The 20,952-nt window shown below is 39.8% G+C and carries 12 protein-coding genes and 3 pseudogenes; all 15 read left to right on the top strand.

What is annotated here, in order from left to right; genetic code table 11:
- Positions 1-20: 20 nt before the first annotated feature.
- The 15 genes and pseudogenes from IPK31_18535 (at position 21) to IPK31_18465 (ending at position 20,886) form a co-directional block, all read left to right on the top strand.
- The gene (locus IPK31_18535; GenBank protein MBK8089755.1) at positions 21-1,571 is read left to right on the top strand and encodes a RagB/SusD family nutrient uptake outer membrane protein; all 1,551 of its coding nucleotides are present in this window, start codon (positions 21-23) and stop codon (positions 1,569-1,571) included.
- 116 nt (positions 1,572-1,687) lie between these two features.
- Positions 1,688-3,230, top strand: a pseudogene (locus tag IPK31_18530) (alpha-N-arabinofuranosidase).
- A 27-nt stretch (positions 3,231-3,257) separates the two neighbouring features.
- Complete coding sequence (locus IPK31_18525) at positions 3,258-4,712, top strand: arabinan endo-1,5-alpha-L-arabinosidase (GenBank protein ID MBK8089754.1); 1,455 nt, start codon at positions 3,258-3,260, stop codon at positions 4,710-4,712.
- A gap of 76 nt (positions 4,713-4,788) precedes the next feature.
- Positions 4,789-6,770: pseudogene (locus IPK31_18520) on the top strand (alpha-L-arabinofuranosidase).
- Positions 6,771-6,779: 9 nt separating this feature from the next.
- A complete protein-coding gene (locus tag IPK31_18515) occupies positions 6,780-7,796 on the top strand; it encodes an arabinan endo-1,5-alpha-L-arabinosidase (protein ID MBK8089753.1) in 1,017 nt (338 codons plus the stop codon).
- A 23-nt stretch (positions 7,797-7,819) separates the two neighbouring features.
- Positions 7,820-8,953: a galactose mutarotase gene (locus IPK31_18510; GenBank protein MBK8089752.1), complete on the top strand. Its 1,134-nt coding sequence runs from the start codon at positions 7,820-7,822 to the stop codon at positions 8,951-8,953.
- A gap of 32 nt (positions 8,954-8,985) precedes the next feature.
- Positions 8,986-9,812: pseudogene (locus tag IPK31_18505) on the top strand (transketolase).
- Positions 9,813-9,835: 23 nt separating this feature from the next.
- Entirely contained in the window at positions 9,836-10,789 is a 954-nt protein-coding gene (locus IPK31_18500) for a transketolase family protein (GenBank protein MBK8089751.1), read from the top strand.
- Between the two features lie 31 nt (positions 10,790-10,820).
- Positions 10,821-12,527 (top strand): ribulokinase, encoded by a 1,707-nt coding sequence (locus IPK31_18495; GenBank protein ID MBK8089750.1) that lies wholly within the window; start codon positions 10,821-10,823, stop codon positions 12,525-12,527.
- A 4-nt stretch (positions 12,528-12,531) separates the two neighbouring features.
- Positions 12,532-13,230: an L-ribulose-5-phosphate 4-epimerase gene (locus tag IPK31_18490; GenBank protein ID MBK8089749.1), complete on the top strand. Its 699-nt coding sequence runs from the start codon at positions 12,532-12,534 to the stop codon at positions 13,228-13,230.
- A 17-nt stretch (positions 13,231-13,247) separates the two neighbouring features.
- Positions 13,248-15,254, top strand: coding sequence for a glycoside hydrolase family 127 protein (locus tag IPK31_18485; GenBank protein ID MBK8089748.1), 2,007 nt, complete (start codon positions 13,248-13,250; stop codon positions 15,252-15,254).
- A gap of 38 nt (positions 15,255-15,292) precedes the next feature.
- Positions 15,293-16,783 (top strand): L-arabinose isomerase, encoded by a 1,491-nt coding sequence (gene araA, locus IPK31_18480; protein ID MBK8089747.1) that lies wholly within the window; start codon positions 15,293-15,295, stop codon positions 16,781-16,783.
- 104 nt (positions 16,784-16,887) lie between these two features.
- Positions 16,888-18,771 (top strand): sodium/solute symporter, encoded by a 1,884-nt coding sequence (locus IPK31_18475; protein ID MBK8089746.1) that lies wholly within the window; start codon positions 16,888-16,890, stop codon positions 18,769-18,771.
- A gap of 141 nt (positions 18,772-18,912) precedes the next feature.
- The gene (gene nhaD, locus IPK31_18470; GenBank protein MBK8089745.1) at positions 18,913-20,181 is read left to right on the top strand and encodes a sodium:proton antiporter NhaD; all 1,269 of its coding nucleotides are present in this window, start codon (positions 18,913-18,915) and stop codon (positions 20,179-20,181) included.
- Between the two features lie 51 nt (positions 20,182-20,232).
- On the top strand, positions 20,233-20,886 hold the full coding sequence (locus IPK31_18465) for an HAD family phosphatase (protein MBK8089744.1): 654 nt from the start codon (positions 20,233-20,235) through the stop codon (positions 20,884-20,886).
- The last annotated feature ends 66 nt before the right edge of the window (positions 20,887-20,952 follow it).

The following is a 20,952-nucleotide window of genomic DNA, read 5'->3' as shown; positions in this document are numbered from 1 at the left end:
ATCAATTAAAAATCATGAATATGAAAAAAATATTAATAGTTGCTGCAGGATTTCTGTTTACGGTTGGCTGTACCAAACAGTTAGACCAGGTAAATCCCAACGCACAAACCTCAGCAAGTTTCTGGAAATCGCAGGCAGATGCTATTGCAGGTATCAATGCTGCTTACAGCAGTCTTTTACCTGATGGTGGTTACATGCGCTGTACACCTTTAATGCTCGATACCCGTGGTGATGATGCAAAAAGTAACAGTCCCTGGGATCAGATGTACAACACAGGTAAGTTTGCGTTGAACTCCGGAAATATTGCCATTTACGGGTGGACATATGAAACCTATTATCAGGGAGTACTCCGTTGCAACCAGGTACTGGATAATGTACCTGCCATTGAAATGGATGCAGCTTTAAAAGAAAGGGTTCTTGGACAGGCTTATTTTATGCGGGGCTTGTACTATTATCACTTAGTGAATTTCTTTGGACGTGTACCATTGGTATTACATGTACCTGAAATAAATACATTCAGTGAAAAGCAGGCAACAATAGAAGCGGGCTGGGCTCAGGTGATCAGTGATTTTAAAGAAGCAGCAAAAAGACTTCCGGCTAAATACAGTGATGTAACAGGACCGGATAAGAATGACCTCGGACGTGCAACGAAAGGTGCTGCTATGGCATTTCTTGGAAAAGCATATTTATTTAAGCCAACTCCTGATTTTACATTGGCTGCAGAACAGTTTAAAGCTGTTATGGATCTGAACATCTATAACCTGACAACGAATTACAGAGATAACTTTATTGAAGCAACTGAAAACAATGTTGAATCAATCTTTGAAGTTCAGTTCAGCCGTGATGCAGGTGGTGCTGATCTTGGTTGGGGTGGTACTCCACAACCAGGTTGGGGTAAAACTTCTGCAAGAGCAATTACTTATGCTCCACGCAGCTTTGGATGGACAGACGTACAACCTACCCGTTCAGTATTTAATGAATTCCTTGTTGAAAAAACGACGGCTAATACAGATGATCCACGTTTGGAAGCTACCATGTTTTATAACAAACCCGGTATGATGATTTATGGAATTCCTTTTGCAACAAGATTTGCAGCAAATGCTGCAGATTTGAATGACTTATTCTGTCGCAAATACCAGAATGATGGTGTAAAAGCTGATGAGTTTGACTGGCGCTCCGGCATCAATGAACGCATCATGCGCTATGCTGATGTATTGCTGATGTATGCTGAATGCTTGAATGAACTCAACAGAACTGCGGAAGCATATCCATTGATTCAGCGTGTACGCAGCAGGGTTGGACTGCCTGATCTTGCAACAGCAAAACCAGGTATGACACAGGCGCAAATGCGTGATCAGATTGCACATGAACGCTTATTGGAATTCAGCCTTGAAGGCCACCGCTTTGATGATATTCACCGCTGGGGCTGGCTTAATAATGCTGCAAAACTTGCAATACTGAAAGCAAATGATCCGGAATTCAATTCTTATGCAGCAGGAAGGGAGTATTATCCAATTCCGCAGCGTGAAATTGACCTGAACCCCGGTTATACACAAAATTCAGGTTATTAAGGATATCTGGCACTTTAAATAAGATCTTTGCCGCGAGGATTTGGCTTTCTTTTCTTGCAAGTTTCTAAGCCAAATCCTCCGGCTTTGATAAATAGTAAGAATTAAATCATTTAGTTATGATCAGGTATATTTTCAGTATCGCCTTTGCATTACTTACAGCAAACTCATTTGCTCAGAACCAGGTTGTATTAAATGCCGACCAGGGAAAAGAAATAATCAACAAAAATATTTACGGACATTTTGCCGAACATCTTGGTAATTGTATTTACAATGGATTTTATGTAGGAGATACCAATAAGATAATACCTAATACCAATGGTGTAAGGAATGATATTATTGATGCATTAAAGAAATTAAAAGTTTCAAATCTTCGCTGGCCCGGAGGCTGTTTTGCAGATACCTACCATTGGAAAGATGGTGTTGGGCCAAAAGATAAACGTCCTGCCATAATAAACCGCTGGTGGGGTGGTGTAACCGAAGACAACAGCTTTGGAACTCATGATTTTTTAAATATGTGCGAACTGCTGGGAGCACAACCATACCTCGCAGGAAATGTTGGCAGCGGCACTGTTCAGGAACTTACTGACTGGACACAGTATGTAAATGGAAAGCCCAATACAAGTCCTATGAGTACATGGCGTGTGCAGAACGGAAGAAAGGAACCCTGGAATGTAAGCATCTGGGGTGTTGGTAATGAAGCATGGGGATGCGGTGGTAATATGAAACCGGAATACTATGCAAATGTTTTCAGACAGTATGCAACTTATATGACCGACTGGTCGAACAGCGATAAACTTTTTCGTGTTGCTTCAGGGGCGAATGTAGATGATTACAACTGGACTGAAGTACTGATGCGTGACATTCCGCATAACATGATGGAAGGTGTGGCACTCCATCATTATGCAAATGTAAAATGGAGCGAAAAAAGGTTCTGCAACTGATTATACCGAGCAGCAATACTTTGCTACCATGAAATCTGCACTCCGTATGGAAGAGCTGGTAACAAGGCATTCAACCATAATGGATAAGTATGATCCGAAGAAAAAAATTGCGTTGGTGGTTGACGAATGGGGAGGATGGTATGAAGTGGAAAAAGGAACCAATCCCGGATTCCTGTATCAGCAAAATACAATGCGTGATGCAATGATTGCAGGTGTTACATTAAATGTTTTTCACAATCATTGCGATCGGGTAAGAATGGCCAACCTTGCACAGACAGTAAACGTATTACAGGCCGTGATTCTTACCAGTAAAGAAAAAATGATTATAACACCTACATATCATGTGCTGGAAATGTACAATGTACACCAGGACGCAACCATGCTTCCTGTAACTCTTATAACAAATGATTATGTACTGGGTAATGAAAAATTACCTGCAGTTTCTGTTTCTGCATCAAAAGACAAAGATGGTGTAACTCATATTTCACTGGTGAATATTGATGCTTCTAAATCACAAAGCATCAGTATTAATATACGTGGTGCAAAATACAGTTCTGTTTCAGGAAGGATTCTTACTTCAAAAAAATTGCAGGATTTTAATTCTTTTGATCAGTCAAATAAAATTCAACCGGCTGCTTTCAAAGAAGCAAAACTTTCTGCTGATTTACTGCAGGTACAGTTGCCTCCTTTTTCAGTAGTTGTATTAACGCTTAAATAAGCACTTTGGAAACAAGTCGTCAATAAAATATTTTTTTTACTTGTACTGGCAGCATCAATCTCTTCCTGCAAAAAAAACAAGAGTGCCGGAGAAGATCCTCCGTATGTGCCGCCTGTAGTTCCTGCATTTGATATCAATTCAATTAACGATACGTATGCTGCGCTGGCTCCTTTTGCCAATTATCTTAAATGGGGTTCGTATAATGTACACGATCCGGCAATCATTAAAGTAAATGACTACTATTATTCTTACAGTACCGATGTTGGATATGGTATTGATGTAAGAGCAGGCTTACAGATCAGAAAATCAAAAGACCTCGTAGAATGGAGTTATGTTGGCTGGGTATTCAACGGCTTACCAACACTTGGATCAGGTTTTATTACACAGGGTGGAGGCACAGCGTTTAATTCATTATGGGCACCCTGCATTGTGAAAGCTGGCAGTGAGTTCCGTCTTTATTATTCTTTATCCTGTTCATTGCCAAGATTGAGTGTTATTGGATTGGCAACATCCACTTCACCTGAAGGCCCATGGACAGAAAAAGGGCTGGTGGTAACATCTAAAAATGATAACAGCGTACAGACAAATGCAATTGATCCTTCTGTTGTTGTTACACCTGGTGGCGAACACTGGATGGTGTATGGCTCGGCATGGGATGGGATTTATTCGTTGAAGTTAGATCCTGCAACAGGTTTTGCTTCCAGTGCCGGCGACAAAGGGAAACGTATTGCTAACAGAGGTTTTACTGCCGGAAAATATAATGGAAATATTGAAGGTGCTGATCTCATCTATAACTCACAGCTCAACAAATATTTTTTGTTTATAGCTTATGACTGGTTACAAACAAAATATAATGTGCGTGTAATGAAAAGTGATAAACCCGATGGATCTTTTTATGATTTTAATGGAACTGATGCCAATACAAATATTGATCATGGCCCAATGATTATTGCACCCTATAAATTTTCAGGCCACAGCGGCTGGCAGGGTGTGGCACATTCCACAGCTTTCAGTGATGGTAACGGGCAGTATTTTATTGCCCACCAGGGAAGACCGGGAGCTGACAGTTATTATATGAATCTGCATGTGCGTAAATTATTCTGGACAGCAGATGGGTGGCCCGTTGCTTCGCCTGAACGTTATGCCTGGGAAAAAGATTCATTGATTTCACAAACAGATATTTTGGGCGATTGGGAACAGATCGTTTTGGGGTACAATATTGTGCCGGGCTATTCTGCAGAACAAACGTCACCTGATTTCCAAAACTCTGTTAACTTAACCATTGCTGCAAACGGAACATTGAATGGAAGCAGTTCCAATACATGGACCTACAATGCTCCCTGGCTTGAACTGAAATGGGCAAATGGTTTTACAGACAAAGTATTTGTGCAGAAGGGAAGAGATTGGGAAAATAAAAAGAACACAATTATCTTTTCAGGTTTAAATAACCAGGGAACAGCCATCTGGGGAAAGAAAAAATAAGGGAATGAAGATGGTATTCCATACAGGATTCTACAGGATAACCAAACAGCAAAACTTAAATAAATTGAGTCGTTTTATGAAACTGAATAAGTCTTTTCTTGCCATTACTGCACTAATGATGCTTGTTGTTTCTTCTTTTGGTCAACCAAAAAGAGTATTGACTGTAAAAGCAAATCAACCGGTTGCCGATGTTCAGCCCACCATGTGGGGGGTGTTTTTTGAAGATATTAACCTCGGTGCAGATGGAGGTATTTATGCAGAACTGATCAAGAACCGATCCTTTGAATTTTTAAACCATTGATGGGCTGGAAAGTGGAACAGAAACCATTTGTTGAAGGTGCAGTAACGGTTCAGAACAGGCCTGACAATATTTCCAATCCCAGATTTCTGCGGGTACTGTTAAATAATGCAGTAAAGGGAAACCTGAGTATGACGAATGAGGGTTTTCGTGGAATGGGCATTAAAAAGGATCTGCGTTATGATTTTTCTGTATTGTATCGTACATCGGTGAGCGGAATAAAAATTCATCTTGAATTACTGAATGCAAAAAATGAAATCATAGGTTCAATAGTAACAGAAGTTGCATCAACAGCAAATAACTGGAAAAAACAGGCAGTAAGTTTTAGTGCAACAGAAACAGAATTAAAAGGTCAGTTCAGAATTTGGTTTGAAGGAACAGGAACAATTGATATGGATATAGTTTCACTGTTTCCGTCCGATACTTGGAAAGGCAGACCCGGCGGTATGCGTGCTGATATGATTCAGATGCTGGCCGATATGAAACCCGGCTTTGTACGTTTTCCCGGCGGTTGCATAGTAGAAGGCTTTGATCTGTCGAACCGTTATCAATGGAAAAAAACAATTGGCCCCGTTGAAGAGCGCCAGCTCATCATCAACCGCTGGAACATTGAATTTGCACATCGGCCCACACCGGATTATTTTCAAACATTCGGTTTAGGTTTCTTTGAATACTTTCAGCTGGCTGAGGATATTGGTGCAGAGGCATTACCTATTCTCAACTGCGGAATGGCCTGTCAGTTTAACTCAGCTGAACTGGTTCCTCTTGATCAGCTCGATCCTTACGTGCAGGATGCATTGGATTTAATTGAATTTGCCAATGGCGATGTAACAACTGTATGGGGAAAGAAAAGAGCAGAAATGGGACATGCCGCTCCATTTAATTTAAAATTTCTTGGTGTAGGTAATGAAAACTGGGGCCCGCAATATATTGAGCGTTTGAAAATTTTTCAAAAAGCAATCAAAGAAAAATATCCAGATATCAAACTGGTTACAAGCTCAGGTACTGATCCTGATGGTGCCCGTTTTGATTTACTTAATACTGAATTAAGGAACATGAATGCGGATATTATTGATGAGCATTATTACCGCCGCCCTGAATGGTTTTTACAGAATACAAGACGTTATGATAATTATCCACGTAACGGATCAAAAATATTTGCAGGTGAATATGCTGCACAGAGCGACAGAACTGTAAGCGTTAATAACCGCAACACCTGGTTAACTGCCATCAGTGAAGCGGCGTTTATGACAGGGTTGGAAAGAAATGCAGGTGTCGTAAGTATGGCCTCATACGCACCGTTGTTTGCGCATATTGATGGCTGGCAGTGGACTCCTGATTTAATATGGGTTGACAATCTCCGTTCTTATGGCACGCCTGATTATTATGTACAGAAATTATTTTCGCTGAACAAGGGTTCAAAAGTAGTTCCCATTACACTCAACAATGATGTGGTTGCGGGGCAGGATAGCTTGTATGCTTCAGCAGTTATTGATGCAGCAACAAATGAAGTGGTGATTAAAATTGTCAACGCATCCGGTATTCAGCAAACAAGCATATTATCTTTTGAAGGAATAAAAAAACTTGCAACCGTTGGTAAGTTAACCGTGATGCAGAGTACTGACCTGAATCAGGTAAACTCCTTTGATCAGCCGTTGGTCGTTTCACCGAAAGAATCTACCATTGCCGTAAAAAGTAAAAAGTTTGAATATACAGCAGCACCTTATTCTTTCACTGTATTAAGAATAAAAATGCTGTAGCAGAATTTGATGAGAAGTTTATTGACGATAGGATTTGCAGTATGTATATTATTGGTTTCGGCTCAGGGACGACCTGATTCTGTAGGTACTGTAAAACCCGCCCGTCAAACCTCTGTTCATGATCCCGTTATGATCAAAGAGGGAAATACCTATTACCTGTTCTGCACAGGTTTTGGAATTTCTGTTTTCACCTCATCTGATTTAAAGAACTGGAAAAAAGAAAAACCTGTTTTCGCTGCTTCACCAAAATGGGCAGTTGAAGCTGTACCGGGTTTCAGAGGGCATATCTGGGCACCTGATATCAGCTTTCATAATGGAATGTATTATCTCTATTATTCAGTATCTGCTTTTGGAAAAAATACATCCTGTATTGGTGTCACGGTAAACAAAACATTAGATGCATCTTCTCCCGATTATAAATGGGAAGATCAGGGTAAGCTTATACAATCCGTTCCCGGCAGGGATATGTGGAATGCCATTGATCCCAATCTCATCGTTGACGAAAACAATATTCCCTGGCTGAGCTTTGGCTCTTTCTGGAACGGTATAAAACTGGTAAAACTTAACAGTAACCTGAAATCAGTTGCTGAACCGCAGGAATGGCGTACTGTTGCAAGCCGTCCTAGAAACTTTACCAGCACCGATACGTCTGCGGGTGATGCGGCAATCGAAGCTCCGTTCATCTTTAAAAAAGGCGAATACTACTACCTGTTTGTTTCATGGGATTATTGCTGCCGTGCCGAAAAAAGTGATTACAAAGTGGTAGTGGGGAGAAGTAAAAAAGTAACAGGCCCTTATCTTGATAAAAATGCTGTATCTATGGCATTTAATGGCGGGTCATTGATTGTACAGGGCGACGGTAAAGAGTGGTTTGGTGCAGGTCATAACTCAGTTTATAACTTTAACGGAAAAGATTACATCATTTATCATGGATATGATGCATTGGATAAAGGAAGATCAAAACTTATTATCAGTGAATTGGAATGGGATGATGAAGGATGGCCACGTTTAAAAAACAATCATTAAAAAACGAAAGCAAAACATCAAATATGAAAAGTTTAAAAAAGATGACAATGATTACACTGATGGCAACAACAGCATTTGCCGCCTGTAATACAGGCGATGAAAAAAAAGGCGAAGATGCCGTGAATAAAAAAGTTACACAGGTTTCCTGGGGCGAAGCAGATGGCAAACAGGTAAACTTATATACTTTAACCAACAGCAATGGTGTTGAAGTAAAGATTACCAACTATGGTGGTACTGTTACATCATGGGTTACACCTGATAAGAATGGTAAGAAAAGCAGTGTCGTACTCGGCTTCGACAGTTTGAGCGGATACCTTGCCAAGCCGCCATTTTTTGGAGCACTTATTGGCCGTTATGGTAACCGTATTGCAAAGGGTACATTTAAAATTGATACAGCTACTTATAAATTAGCGACCAACAATGGTGAAAATCATTTGCATGGTGGTAATAAAGGATACGATAAAGTAGTTTGGGATGCAACAGCAGCAGACAGCACAGCTTCTTTAACATTAACGTATTTAAGTAAGGATGGAGAAGAAGGTTACCCCGGTAATTTAAAGATCACCGTTGTTTATACATTAACAGATGATAATGAACTGCTGATTGATTACTCAGCTGAAACAGATAAAACAACAGTTGTGAATTTAACCAATCACAGCTATTTCAATTTAACTGGTGATGTAACCAATACAATTCTTGATCATCAGTTGCAGGTAAATGCTGATAAGTATACCCCTGTTGATGCTGGATTAATTCCAACAGGCGAACTGAAAGATGTAAAAGGAACTCCTTTTGATTTCTTACAGCCACATAAAATCGGCGAACGCATTGCATCTGTAGAGGGTGGATATGATCACAATTTTGTATTAACACGTAAAGGAAGCGATCTTGAACTGGTTGCCACTTTAACCGATTCAGTAAGCGGAAGAAAATTGGAAGTGTTTACTACTGAACCCGGCTTACAGTTTTACTCAGGTAATTTCCTGGATGGCACATTCAAATCAACAGATGGCAAAGCCATTCAGATTCATACAGCACTTTGCCTGGAAACACAGCACTTTCCTGATTCACCCAATAAGCCGGCTTTTCCAACAACGCTGTTAAAACCGGGAGAGAAATATCATACAGTAACAAAGTATAAAGTGTCAGTGAATTAATTAGTTTATTTGTTGAAAGAAAAAAATATCAAATGGAATTACAGGAATTAAAAACTACAGCATCGCAGATACGCCGTGATATCGTTCGTATGGTGCATGCATGCCAATCGGGACATCCCGGTGGTTCATTGGGTTGTACAGATTTAGTAGCAGCTCTTTATTTTAATGTGATGAAGATTAATGAAAAGAAAGGCAGTGATGGCTTTCTCGAGTTTTCACGTGAAGGTGCAGGAGAAGATCTGTTCTTCTTATCGAACGGTCACATCTCTCCGTTATTTTATTCCGTGCTTGCAAGACGTGGATACTTTCCCGTTAGTGAACTCTCGACATTTCGTAAAATCAATTCACGTTTGCAGGGACATCCTGCAACACATGAACATCTGCCCGGTATCCGAGTTGCATCGGGTTCATTGGGACAGGGACTTTCTGTTGCATCAGGTACGGCTTATGCCAAGAAACTGAAAAAAGATGACAGTACTGTTTTTGTGTTGATGGGTGATGGTGAACAGCAGGAAGGACAGGTGTGGGAAGCAGTACAGTTTGCACCGCATTATAAATTGGATAATCTGATTGCTATTGTTGACTGGAATAAACAGCATCAAGGCCAAGTATGAAGCATTTGGCTGGGCAACTGTTGACCTTGGCTGATGGAAACGATTTGCAGCAGGTTTTGTATGCAATTGCAAAAGCAAAACAATTAAGAGGTCAGGAAAAACCAATTGTGATTTTAATGAAATCAGAAATGGGTGCCGGTGTTGATTTTATGATGCACACACATAAGTGGCACGGAACTGCACCAAATGATGAACAGCTTGCAAATGCACTGGGACAACTGCCTGAAACATTGGGCGATTATTAAAAACTTGAAGAACAAAAATCAGAATGAAAAAATACACATTCACTGAAAAAAAAGATACCCGTTCCGGTTTTGGTGCCGGCATGGCAGAGTTGGGAAAATCAAATCCTAATGTAGTAGCACTTTGTGCTGACCTGGTTGCCTCTTTAAAATTAGATGCATTTATAAAAGATAATCCTGAACGTTTTATCCAATGCGGGATTGCGGAAGCAAATATGATTGGTGTGGCTGCAGGTATGGCCATCTCCGGTTATATTCCTTACGCAACAACATTTGCCAACTTTGGATCAGGAAGAGTTTATGATCAGATTCGTCAGAGTGTTGCTTATTCCGGAACCAATGTAAAAATTGCTGTATCACATGCAGGATTAACATTAGGCGAAGATGGTGCAACGCACCAGATTCTTGAAGACTTAGCCATGATGCGTGCAATGCCTGAGATGACAGTAATCAATCCATGCGATTACAATCAAACAAAAGCAGCAACGATTGCAGTTGCAGATTACAAAGGACCTGTGTACTTACGCTTTGGCCGTCCTGTTGTTCCTGTGTTTACCGATGCGGATCAAAAATTTGAAATTGGTAAAGCATGGATGGTGAACGAAGGAAAAGATGTAAGCATTATTGCAACAGGTCATCTGGTATGGGAAGCAATTCTTGCCGGTGAAATTTTAGAAAAAGAAGGCATTGATGCAGAGATCATCAATATCCATACTATCAAACCACTCGATGAAGAAGCGATTCTGAAATCAGCAGCAAAAACAAAATGTGTAGTTACTGCAGAAGAGCATCAGTTGAATGGTGGATTGGGAGATGCAGTTTGTCAACTGTTGAGCCGCAACACACCAACACCTGTTGAAATGGTTGGAGTAAACAATTCATTTGGCGAAAGCGGAACACCTGCACAACTGATGGAGAAATATGGTTTAAATGCAGCAAGCATTGTTGAGAAGGTGAAGAAGGTAATGAGCAGAAAATAAAAACAAGAAGGGCACAAAATTTTGAATAGTTATGAGTAACGAAGCATCTTATGTGATTGGTGTTGATTACGGATCAGATTCTGTAAGAACAATCATTGTTAATGCAGCAAACGGAAATGAACTGGCTTCTTCCGTGTTTTATTATCCAAGATGGAAAGAGCAGTTGTACTGCAATATGAATGAAAACCAGTTCCGGCAACATCCCCTTGATTATGTAGAAGGACTGGAAGCAACGATTAAAGAATGTGTGGCAAAAGTTGGCCCTGCAATAGCAGCCAATATAAAAGCACTGTCTGTTGATACAACCGGTTCAACACCTGTTGCTGTTGATAAAGCAGGAACACCATTATCATTGTTGCCCGGGTTCGAAAATAATCCCAACGCCATGTTTGTATTGTGGAAAGATCATACAGGAGTTGGTGAAGCAGCAGAGATCAATGCACATGCAGAAAAATTTGATACGAATTATTTACAGTTTGTTGGCGGCATTTATTCATCAGAATGGTTCTGGGCAAAACTGCTGCATGTACTGCGTGCTGATGAAAAAGGAAGAAATACTATTTATTCTTTTGTTGAACCATGCAACTGGATTCCATTCTTATTATCAGGTGGAACAGATGTACATGCTATGAAACGTGGCGTATGTTCTGCAGGTCATAAAATATTATGGGCAAAAGAATGGGGCGGACTTCCTCCCAATGAATTTTTTGCTTCATTAGATCCGGTTCTTGATGGATTTACAGATCATTTATTCAAAGACACTTTCGCAGCTGATCAATCAGTTGGTACAATCACGAAGGAATGGGCAACACGTTTAGGTTTACCTGAAACAACAGTAATTGGTGTGGGCGCTTATGATGCACATATGGGTGCAGTGGGCGGACAGATTGAACCATATTATTTAAGTAAGGTAATGGGAACTTCTACCTGCGATATGATGGTGGCTCCTGTGAAAGATGTGGAAGGAAAATTAATTAAAGGAATTTGCGGACAGGTTCCCGGTTCTGTTATTCCGGGTATGATTGGACTGGAAGCAGGACAATCTGCATTTGGGGATGCCTATGCATGGTACAAACGTTTACTTACATGGCCATTGCAACAGATACTTTCAAAGTCATCAATCATTGATGAAGCAACAAAAAATAATCTCATCAAAGAAACAGAAGATGCCATTATTCCGGCATTGAGTAAACAAGCCGAACTACTGGAAATAGATGAACACAGTGAACTGGCAGTTGACTGGTTCAATGGAAGAAGAACACCTGATGCTAATCAACTACTCACAGCTTCAATTACCGGACTTGATTTGGGAAGTGATGCAGTGCGAATGTTCAGGGCAGTTGTTGAATCAACCTGCTTCGGTGCAAAAGCAATTGTTGAACGTTTTATTGAACAGGGAATCCCTGTAAAAGGACTGATTGGATTAGGTGGTGTTGCAAAAAAATCTCCATTCATTATGCAGATGATGGCTGATGTAATGAATATGCCGATCAAAATTCATAAATCAGAACAAACCTGTGCATTGGGTGCAGCTATGTTTGCTGCAACCGTTGGTGGTGTTTACAGTAAAGTGGAAGATGCCATGAAAGCTATGGGCCAGGGTTTTGATGCAGAATATCAACCTAATCCCGAACGTGTTGCTGTTTACCAAAAACGCTTTGAAAAATATAAAGAAGTTGGAGCGTTCATGGAAGAACAAACAAAAGAAAAATTAACTGTAGAATCTTTAACAGCATAAAAAAATGAGTCAGTATAAACGTATACAGGAAGAGGCATACGAAGCAAACATGGATCTGCCCAAACTAGGGCTTGTGTTATTTACATTCGGCAATGTAAGTGCGGTAGACAGAGATTTAAGCGTATTTGCCATTAAACCAAGTGGTGTTCCTTACGAAGATTTATCACCCGATAAAATGGTGATTGTTGATTTTGATGGGAATACTGTCCAGGGTTCCCTTCGCCCATCATCTGATACAAAGACACATGCCGTGTTATATAAGCATTGGGAAAAAATTGGTGGCATTGTTCATACACATTCAACTTATGCAACTGCATGGGCACAATCGCAGAGAGATATTCCCATCTTCGGTACAACACATGCCGATTACAATACAGTTGATATTCCCTGTGCCGCACCAATGAGTGATGAAATGATCAAAGGAAATTACGAACATGAAACAGGTTTCCAGATCATGAATTGTTTTAAAGAAAAAGGATTGAACTATGAAGAAGTGGAAATGATCCTTGTTGGTAATCATGCACCCTTTACCTGGGGAAAGAATGCACATAAGGCCGTTCACAACAGTGCTGTGCTGGAATTCATTGCAAAAACAGCTTTGTTTACTGAACAGATCAATCCATCTGCACCTCGATTGAAAGAATCCATCAAACGGAAGCACTGGGAACGTAAACACGGACCAGACAGTTATTACGGTCAATAATAAATGAGACAAAAGAGATGAAAAATATATTTTCGGTTGCTGCTTTAATGTTTTGCCTTGGGCTATCTGCGCAGCAAAGAGATTATCCTTATACAGCAGTTTCATTCACAAGTGTGCATCTTTCAGACAATTTCTGGTTACCCCGTATTAAAGTCAATCATAACATAACTATTCCTGCTTCATTTGAACGTTGTGAACGTACAGGAAGAGTGAAGAATTTTGAAATGGCTGCGGTACAGAGCGGAAAGTTTTGTACCATTTTCCCTTTTGATGATACAGATATTTATAAAACAATTGAAGGTGCTTCTTTCTCACTCAGTCTATTCCCTGATAAAAAATTAGAAGCGTATATCGATTCACTGATAGATAAAGTAGCAAAAGCACAGGAGCCGGATGGTTATTTGTATACAGCAAGAACTATTGATCCGTTGCATCCGCATGCATGGTCGGGGATGAAACGCTGGGAGAAAGAAAGAGAACTCAGTCACGAACTTTATAACTCAGGACATTTATATGAAGCAGCAGCAGCACATTTTGCAGCAACAGGAAAAAGAAACCTGCTGAACATTGCATTAAAGAATGCCGATTTGGTTTGTTCTGTTTTTGGTAAGGACAAGCTGCATGTGGCACCGGGTCATCAGGTAGTTGAAATGGGCCTGGTAAAATTATTCCGTATCACTGGCAAGCAGGAATATTTATCAACAGCAAAATATTTTATTGAAGAACGTGGTCATTTCAACGGTTATGATGCAAAGAGTAAAGACCCCTGGAAAAGCGGTTCTTATTTTCAGGATCATATTCCTGTAGTTGATCAGAGAGAAGCAGTCGGGCATTCAGTTCGTGCAGGATATCTGTATGCAGCTGTTGCTGATATAGCAGCCTTAACAGGCGATCAGCAAATGCTTGCAGCAGTTGATTCCATCTGGAACAATCTTGTATCAAAGAAAATGTATGTGCAGGGTGGTGCAGGAGCAATTCCTTCAGGTGAGCGATATGGTGATAATTATGAATTACCCAATGCAACTGCATATAACGAAACCTGTGCAGCCATTGCAAATGTGTACTGGAATCAACGCATGTTTCAATTGCATGGTGATTCAAAATATATTGATGTACTTGAAAAGATTTTATATAACGGTTTGATCTCCGGTGTTGGATTAGATGGGAAATCGTTTTTCTATACCAATGCCATGCAGGTGAAAAATAATTTTCATCACAACAGTTTAGAACCTGAGCGTGCTGGTTGGTTTGATTGTTCCTGTTGTCCAACCAACATGACAAGACTTCTTCCATCTCTTCCAGGCTACATGTATGCGCAGAAAGGCAAGGATGTATTTGTGAATCTTTTCATCAACAGTAATTCATCATTGACGATAGATGGAAAAGCAGTAGAGCTTGTACAGCAGAATAGTTATCCATGGAATGGCGATTTGAAGTTTATTATATCACCAAAGAAAGGAGTGGTGCCTTTCACTTTAAAAGTGCGTATTCCCGGCTGGGCTGTAAATGAGGCTCTTCCTTTGGATCTTTATTCATTTCAATTAAAATCTGAAACAAAAGTAATTGTTACTGTAAATGGAGAAGCTGTTCAGTATGCGATTGAGAATGGGTATGCAGTATTGAACAGGAGCTGGAAAAAGAATGATGTGGTGGAAGTGAAATTGCCAATGGAAGTGCGGCGTGTAACAGCAAATGAAAAAATAAAAGATGATATAGGCAAAGTGGCTCTGCAAAGAGGCCCGTTGATGTATTGTGCAGAATGGCCCGATAATAATGGCCGTACTTCCAATATTGTGTTACCGGCGTCAACTGTTTTTACAACCGAATATCAACCTGCATTGCTGAACGGTGTCATGCTGTTGAAAGCAGATGCAAACGCAGTGATCGTAAAAGATGATCAGGTAAATACAGTGAAACAATCTTTTGTTGCCATTCCTTATTATGCATGGGCCAACAGGGGTAAGGGAGAAATGATGCTGTGGTTCCCTGAAAAAATTAAGGATGTAGACATTATCGCAAAATAAAAAGCAAACAATCAATTGAACACTAATATCTATTTAAAATGAAATCGTTAAAAGAACTTGAAGTATGGTTTGTTACCGGCAGCCAGGATTTGTATGGTGAGGAAACATTGAAGCAGGTGGCTGTTCATTCGCAGCAGATCGCAGCATCATTAAACAGTGCTGAAGTAATACCTGTATCAGTTGTATTTAAACCCACTGTAAAATCACCCGAAGAAATTTATGCTGTATGTGCGGAAGCAAACGCATCAGCAAAATGTATCGGCATCATTACATGGATGCATACATTTTCTCCGGCAAAAATGTGGATCAGGGGTTTGAGCATTCTCAATAAACCATTGCTTCATCTCCATACACAATTCAACCGTGATATTCCATGGGGTGAAATTGATATGGATTTTATGAACCTTAACCAGAGTGCTCATGGCGACAGAGAATTTGGTCATATCATGAGTCGTCTCCGTTTAAAAAGAAAAGTGGTTGTTGGTCACTGGCAGGATCCAAATGTACTTGACCGCATCAATGCATGGACAAGAGCAGCTGCAGGATGGAACGACTGGCAGGGAGCAAGATTTGTTCGCTTTGGTGATAACATGCGTTATGTAGCAGTAACTGATGGTGATAAAGTAGAAGCAGAAAGAGTGTTTGGTTACAGTGTAAACACACATGGCATTGGCGATCTCGTAAAAGTGATCAATGAAGTGAGTGATGCAGATGTTGAAAAATTAATTGCTGAATATAATGATCAGTACAATGTTGTTGCAAGCCTGAAGAAAGGTGGCACACAATATCAATCGTTGATTGATGCAGCTAAAATTGAACTGGGCTTAAAGTATTTTCTTGAAGCAGGTAACTACAAAGGTTACACTGATACATTCGAAGACCTGCATGGCATGAAACAATTGCCAGGTATCGGTTCGCAACGAATGATGGCACATGGATATGGTTTTGGTGGTGAGGGTGACTGGAAAACTTCAGCACTTGTACGGGCCATGAAAGTAATGGGCACAGGTTTGAAAGGCGGTAACAGTTTTATGGAAGATTATACCTATCATTTCGATCCTGCCAATCCGTTAGTGCTGGGTTCACACATGCTGGAAATTTGTCCAAGTATTGCTGATGGAAAAGCGAACTGCGAAATTCATCCGCTTGGAATTGGTGGTAAAGAAGATCCTGTTCGTCTTGTATTTAATTCCGCTGCAGGTCTTGCTTTGAATGCATCTGTTGTTGATATGGGTAACCGCTTCCGTTTACTGGTAAATGAAGTGGAAGCTGTTGCACCGGTTGCTGATTTACCAAAGCTTCCTGTTGCAAGAGTATTGTGGAAACCATATCCAAATATGAATGATGGTTGTGCTGCATGGATTTTAGCTGGGGGTGCACATCATACCTGTTACAGCCAGAATCTTTCATCTGAACACATGGAAGATTTTGCAGAAATGGCGGGAATTGAGTATGTACGTATTGGCAAAACCACCGATCTGTATCAGTTCAAAAATGAACTTCGCTGGAGTGAAGTGTATTATAAATAAACATACCTTTCGAACAGATAAATTTATGTCAAAATCATATGGTGATTTGAAAGAGCAATTTACTTTCAACACTTTACTTTTACAACCATTAATTATTAAACATTATGAATGCCGGATTTACAACTATTGATTATGCCATCTTTATTGCTTATGCAATATTGATTGTAGGCTTAGGCCTTTGGCTTTCCAGAACAAAGAAAGGCCATCAGGAAGATGCTAAGGATTATTTTTTGGCAGGCGGAACTCTTTCCTGGTGGGCAATCGGAGCTTCATTAATTGCAGCAAATATTCCAGCCGAACATTTTATCGGCATGTCAGGCTCAGGTTACGCTATTGGACTTGGGATCGCTGCTTATGAGTGGTTAGCAGCAATTACATTGATTCTGGTTGCAAAATTTTTACTGCCACAAATGATTGAAAAGAAGATTTTCACAATGCCGCAATTGGCAAAAGAACGGTATGGTGAAGGTGTAAGCTTTTTCTTCTCATTCTTCTGGTTGCTGGTTTATGTGTTTGTAAATCTTACATCTGTTGCGTGGTTGGGTGCAATGGCAATGGATCAGATATTAGGAATCCCAATGTCTTATGGTGTTCCGGGATTATTAATCTTTGCCGGTATCTATTCTATTTATGGAGGGTTAAAAGCTGTTGCATGGACAGATGTGGTACAGGTAATATTTTTAGTGGGCGGTGGCTTAATCACAGCCTGGTTTGCATTAGCGGCTGTAAGTGATACAGGAAGTGCCATTGATGGTTTTGGAAAAGTGTTAGGTGCTATCCGCTCAGATGCGAGTGATCTGCATTTTAATATGATTATTAAAGAAGGCGTTACTTCTATTCCTGATGGATCTGGTGGGGTGAAAGATCCATACATTGATTTGCCAGGTTTGGCTGTTATATTTGGCGCAATGTGGCTTACGAATATTGGATACTGGGGCTTTAACCAGTATATTATTCAAAAAGGGCTGGCAGCTAAAAGCTTAGCTGAAGCAAAGAAAGGGTTGATCTTTGCCGGTTATTTAAAAATTCTGATTCCATTAATTGTTATCATTCCCGGTATTACAGCTTATGTATTGTTTAAGCATCCTGAATTAAGATCAACAATGACAAACCTAAGCGGAACAATTGACAAAGCTGATCAGGCTTATCCCTGGTTACTTCGCAATTTTGCTCCAGCGGGTGTTCGTGGTTTAGCATTTGCCGCCCTGGTTGCAGCTGTTGTTTCTTCTCTCGCTTCTATGCTTAATTCAACATCTACCATCTTTACACTTGATATTTATAAATCACATATTAACAAAACAGCTGATGATAAAAAACTGGTATATGTTGGCCGTATAACAGCCATGGTTGCACTTGTAATAGCAATGATTGCTGCTAAGCCATTACTTGGCGGTCTCGATCAGGCATTCCAGTATATTCAGGAATATACCGGCTTTATTTATCCCGGTGTTGTTGTTGTATTTGGTATGGGTATTCTCTGGAAGCGTGCAACAAACCGTGCAGCATTGTGGACTACAGTTGCAACATTGCCTGTAGGAATATTGATGAAAATTGCATTGCCCGACCTTCCTTTTATTATCCGTATGGGATATGTTTGTATGATTTTGATTTCAATGGCCGTTATTCTTTCACTGACAGATTCTAAAAAAGTGAAGACAGAACCTGTAAGTAATGATAATCGTAAAAAATTACTCTCAGCAGGAAGGGCTTTTGCAATAGGAGCTGTTATTACACTGATTGCAGGTCTTGTATGGGGTACTGATCTGTTTGGCATGAGTATGGTTAGTCTTGGTTTTCATTCTATTTTCATGATGACATTCCTGTTGACTTTCCTGTCAATAATAATGTATACAAATGCAAACAGCACCACTAAGGATGTTAAGGCATATGATTTCAATCCTCAGTTGTTTGAAACAGATAAGGGTTTCCTGATTGGAGCAATGGGAATTGTTTTGATCATTGTGGCACTTTATGCTTACTTCGGGTAGTTGAATTATAAAGAAAACACCTGCTTCAAACAAGCAGGTGTTTTTTTATTGTAAAAGATGAAAAATGATGACATGGAATATTGATTGATTCTTCATGTTCATTTCAGAAACAGGAGTTTCAAAAAAATAAATAGAGTTTGTATGGCAATTTTAGTACTTATCGTTTTTGTTATTGGTTATGCTGCCATAGCAATGGAACATTCAATCAAGCTGAATAAAGCAGCATCTGCTTTGTTAACCGGTGTACTTTGCTGGGTGCTGTATATGTTTGCGGGAAATGGAAAAGAAGAAGCAGGGGAAAAACTGATTCATACCATAGGAGAGATATCTTCCATTCTTTTCTTTCTTCTTGGGGCTATGACAATCGTTGGTCTTATTGACAGCCATGATGGGTTCACCATTATTACGGATAAAATAAAAACCAGAAGTAAGGTCAGGTTACTTTGGATCATTACATTTATTACGTTTTTTCTTTCGGCTATACTGGACAATCTCACCACTACAATTGTAATGGTTTCTGTAACTGCCAAAATACTGAGTGGAAGAAATGACAGGCTTTGGTTTACTTCCATGATCATCATTTCAGCAAATGCCGGAGGAGCTTTTTCACCCCTGGGTGATGTAACAACAACTATGCTCTGGATAGGTAATCAGATATCTGCTGTAAATATTATCAAAGAACTGTTTCTGCCAAGTTTAACTGTAATTGTTATACCCTTATTAATTATCAGCCCGAAATTTCGAAACCAGACTTTTACTTATACTGGTAAGGAAGATATCAATGTTGACAGAAAAGATGCAAATATTGTGTTGATTTCAGGGATATTTCTTTTAATGCTTGTTCCTTTTTTTAAGATGGCAACACATTTACCTCCAGTGATGGGTATGTTATTTTCTTTGGGGATTTTGTGGATCATTGTATCAGTAATTCATTCCAGGAAACCATCTGAAGAGAAACATCGTTTTTCAGTTAGTCTTGCTCTTCAAAAAATTGACACACCCAGTATTCTTTTTTTCTTTGGAATTTTGTTAGCTGTATCGTCATTAGAGTCTTTCGGATTGTTAAACCAGCTTGCTGTTTTTTTTGATAAAACGTTAGGGAATATATACCTCACAGGTACTTCACTTGGTATCATCTCTGCTATTATTGATAACGTACCACTGGTTGCTGCTGCTCAGGGTATGTATGATTTAAGTATCTATCCAACAGATCATCATTTTTGGGAACTTATAGCACTTACATCGGGTACAGGAGGAAGTATTATTATCATTGGGTCTGCGGCAGGAGTTGCAGCAATGGGGATAGAAAAAATCGATTTTATGTGGTATCTGAAGAAGGTAAGCTGGATTGCTCTTCTCGGTTTTTTGTCAGGTATTTTTATTCTAATACTTGAGGCGAAAATATTCTGATGCAGATAACAGGTACTTCCCGTTTTTTTATGCGCTATCCCGTTTCTTATTATGAATAAAAAAGCTTTTTTGTTTGATTTGAATGGAACAATGATTGATGATATGCAGTATCATATCAAAGCATGGCACAGAATATTGAATGAACTGGGTGCCAATCTTTCACTGGAGCGGATGAAGGAAGAATGCTATGGTAAAAATGATGAGCTGCTTGAACGCATGTTCCCCGGAAGATTTACAGAAGTTGAAAAGAAAGAAATGAGCCTGGAAAAAGAACGGCAGTATCAATCTCAATTCAAACCTCATTTAGCCTTGCTTCCAGGACTGAATGAATTCTTAAGCCGGGCAAATAAACAGGAAATACAAATGGCAATCGGCTCTGCTGCTATTATGTTCAATATTGATTTTGTGCTTGACAATCTTTCTATCCGTTCTTACTTTGATGCAATTGTAAGTGCAGATGAGGTGAAAATTAGCAAGCCTGATCCTGAAACGTATTTGTCCTGTTCCTCATTGCTGAAAGTTGATCCTGCAGATTGTATTGTTTTTGAAGATTCGCCAAAAGGAGTGGAGTCTGCATTGCTGGGGGGCATGAAAGCAGTGGTTCTCACAACAATGCATGAAGCACATGAGTTTGATGCATACAGCAATGTGCTGATGTGTGTGAAAGATTATACTGATGCAAAGATGGAGTCATTATTTGTGTAATTGCATTAACGTTTGTTGTTTTACGAAAGCACTATTTTCTCAGAATTTAATGATCTTTATATAAAT

This window comes from Chitinophagaceae bacterium, from assembly GCA_016713085.1.
Lineage (GTDB): Bacteria > Bacteroidota > Bacteroidia > Chitinophagales > Chitinophagaceae > Lacibacter.
Note: the sequence above shows the minus strand (reverse complement) of the source record. Positions and strands in the feature narration are given on the sequence as shown.

What these genes read in the sequence shown, in the direction of transcription:
- IPK31_18535 (MBK8089755.1), top strand. Translation starts at nt 21, where the DNA reads ATGAAAAAAATATTAATAGTTGCTGCAGGATTTCTGTTTACGGTTGGC.
- IPK31_18515 (MBK8089753.1), top strand. Translation starts at nt 6,780, where the DNA reads ATGAGAAGTTTATTGACGATAGGATTTGCAGTATGTATATTATTGGTT.
- IPK31_18510 (MBK8089752.1), top strand. Translation starts at nt 7,820, where the DNA reads ATGAAAAGTTTAAAAAAGATGACAATGATTACACTGATGGCAACAACA.
- IPK31_18500 (MBK8089751.1), top strand. Translation starts at nt 9,836, where the DNA reads ATGAAAAAATACACATTCACTGAAAAAAAAGATACCCGTTCCGGTTTT.
- IPK31_18495 (MBK8089750.1), top strand. Translation starts at nt 10,821, where the DNA reads ATGAGTAACGAAGCATCTTATGTGATTGGTGTTGATTACGGATCAGAT.
- IPK31_18490 (MBK8089749.1), top strand. Translation starts at nt 12,532, where the DNA reads ATGAGTCAGTATAAACGTATACAGGAAGAGGCATACGAAGCAAACATG.
- IPK31_18485 (MBK8089748.1), top strand. Translation starts at nt 13,248, where the DNA reads ATGAAAAATATATTTTCGGTTGCTGCTTTAATGTTTTGCCTTGGGCTA.
- araA (MBK8089747.1), top strand. Translation starts at nt 15,293, where the DNA reads ATGAAATCGTTAAAAGAACTTGAAGTATGGTTTGTTACCGGCAGCCAG.
- IPK31_18475 (MBK8089746.1), top strand. Translation starts at nt 16,888, where the DNA reads ATGAATGCCGGATTTACAACTATTGATTATGCCATCTTTATTGCTTAT.
- nhaD (MBK8089745.1), top strand. Translation starts at nt 18,913, where the DNA reads ATGGCAATTTTAGTACTTATCGTTTTTGTTATTGGTTATGCTGCCATA.
- IPK31_18465 (MBK8089744.1), top strand. Translation starts at nt 20,233, where the DNA reads ATGAATAAAAAAGCTTTTTTGTTTGATTTGAATGGAACAATGATTGAT.